Origin of the sequence: Falsiroseomonas oryzae, from assembly GCF_027856955.1 — a bacterium.
Taxonomy (GTDB): domain Bacteria; phylum Pseudomonadota; class Alphaproteobacteria; order Acetobacterales; family Acetobacteraceae; genus Falsiroseomonas; species Falsiroseomonas oryzae.
Genome location: NZ_JAPSMD010000621.1, coordinates 1 through 2,466 on the forward strand (window position 1 = coordinate 1; position 2,466 = coordinate 2,466).

1 protein-coding gene is annotated in these 2,466 nt (G+C 74.2%); it reads right to left on the reverse strand.

What is annotated here, in order from left to right:
- Positions 1-2,466 (reverse strand): ATP-binding protein (locus tag OZN99_RS29735; protein ID WP_270938825.1); only part of this gene is annotated, 2,466 nt, incomplete at both ends.

Here is a 2,466-nt window from a genome sequence, read left to right on the forward strand (position 1 = left end):
CGGCGTGCTCGGCGAAGCCCTTCGCCTCCGGCGCCTCGGCCAGCACGTCGCAGACCAGCCGCGCGGCATCCGCATCGGCACCGGCGGCCTGCAGCCGCCGCGCCCGGTCGGCGGCGATGCGCAGCAGATAGAGCCGCGCGCCCTGCCGGCGCGCGATCTCCATTGCCGCGTCACGCGCCGCCTCCACCTCGACCGGGGCGGCGCCGAGGCCGGCCAGCGCGTGGGCGCGCAGGCGATGGACCTCCGCGTCGTGGAAATGCTGTTCCAGCGTCTCGCAATCCGCCGCAATGGTGCCGAGCAGATCGAGCGCGTCGGCGTGGCGGCCGGCCCCGATCAGCATCTCGGCGTGCAGCATCATGAAGTAGGGCACCCAGAGCCGGCTGTGCTGCCCGTCGAAGGACTGCGCCGCGGCCCGCAGCCGTGCAAGCCCGTCGTCCAGGGCGCCGGCACGCGCCGCGAGCCAGCCGGTCTCGAGCTGGACGTAGAAGTGGTAGATCGGCTGCCGCTCGGCCAGCGTCTTCAACTCGCGGCAGCGCTCCTCCGCCTTCGCGAAGTCGCGCAGCACAAGGTCGTGCAGCGTCTGGTGCAGCAGGACGTAGTTGTAGCTGGCCGGCGAGTCGAGCGAGGCGATGCGCCGCCAGACGAGGTCGCAGCTTTCCCGCAGCCGCACGTAGCGGGCCTGCAGCGCGAACAGGATGGCGTTCTGTGCCGCGGCGCAGACCAGCAGGTCCATCGGCGAGCATTCGATGCAGGAATCGAAGCCGTCCGGCGCATATCCCGCCAGACCGTCGACCATGTGCCGCTCCGCCTTCGCCAGTTCCCCGAACATCAGGTGGGCGTAGCCGGCGACGCGATGGCCCATGATCGGCAGGTTCGGGAGTTTGGAGCGCTGCGCCATGGCGATGAGCCGCTCGCCGAGGGCGATGCTGGCCGTCTGCTCGGACCGCAGCAGCGCGCCGACGCCCTGGATCCAGACGAGTTGCAGCGCCGGCAGGGTCGGCTGATCCGTGTCCAGCAGTTCTGCGATGCGCTGCGCGTTGTTTGCCGAGCGCGGCGAGCCCCAGCCGGCCACTGGCACCAGCGGGGTGGCCAGCTTGAGGCGCAGGGCAAGCTCCTCCGCATCGCGCTCGGGCGTGGCGGGCGTGCGGGCCAGCAGGTCCAGCGCGGTCTCGATGTGGCGCACCTCCTCCACCGCGGCGGAGCGCGCGCGCGCCTGCTCGGCGGCCTGGATCCAGAGCGGGATGGCGCGCCCCGCCTCGCCGGCATTGGTCCAGTGCGTCGCGACCAGCTCCGGCTGGTCGCCGGCCAGCGTGGCGAACTCGCCTTCCAGCAACTGCGCGGCACGCGCATGCAGCTGGGTGCGCACCGCCTTGAGGATGGAGCCATAGGCGACGTCGCGGATCAGCGCGTGGTGGAAGCCGAGGGCCTGCGCAGCCGCGCGGTCGCGCCATTCCATCAGGCCGGACTGCACCAGCGTGCGCGCCGCCTCCTCCAGCATGGGCTCGGGCAGTCCGGCGGCGGCGGCCAGCAGCGGCAGCGGCACCTCCGGCCCCAGCACCGCGGCGACCTGCGCCACCTGCTTGCCCGACCCGAGCAGGTCGAGGCGCGCCATCAGCGCGTCGCGCAGCGTCAGCGGCACCTCCGGCGTCTCGCCCGGTGGCGCGTCGGCGGCGGCGTTGAGCACCGAGAGCGCGATCTCCTGCAGGAACAGCGGCACGCCGCCGGCGCGCGTGATGATGGCGGTGCGCACGGAACCGGGCAGGCGGTGGCCGCCCGGCAGCGCATCCAGCATCGCGGCCGCACCCTCCGGCGTCAGCCGGTCGAGCGGGACGCGGCGCAGCGGGGTCGTGGCCAGCAGCCCGCCCTCATGCGCCTGGCGCGAGGTGAGGAGGAGCAGCAGCTTCCGCTCGGCTGCCGTGGCGGCGAGCCGCGCCAGCAGTTCGAGAGTCAGCGTGTCGGCCCAGTGAAGGTCCTCGACCAGGAGCAGCCGCAGATCGCTGTCGGCGCCATCGGCCAGCAGCGCATGCAGCGCGCCCAGGATAGCCTCGCGCCATTGCGACGCGTCGGGCGGGGCCGCCTCGCCGGTGTCGAGGCCGAGCAGGCTCGCGACGGCCGGAATGGCCTGCTCCGCGATGCCCGGCATGGCGCGCAGCGCCGCAAGCCGCACCTCCGGGCCGGCCTCGGCGCCGCGGCCCGTGGTGCCGGCCAGCCACTCGACCACGGGATGCAGCGCCGTGCCCTGGTGCTGCGGCGAGCATTGCAGCGCGACGGCCCCTGGCACGGCCTCGGCGAGCGAGGCGGCCAGGCGGGACTTGCCGATGCCCGCTTCGCCATGCAGCAGCAGGGCGCCGCCCTGTCCGCCCCGCGCCTGGGCCAGCGCCGCATCCAGCACCGCGCGCTCCGCCTCGCGTCCGACGAGGCCGGCCGAGACGGTCGAGGCGGCGGCAGCGAAGCGCGTGACGCCGC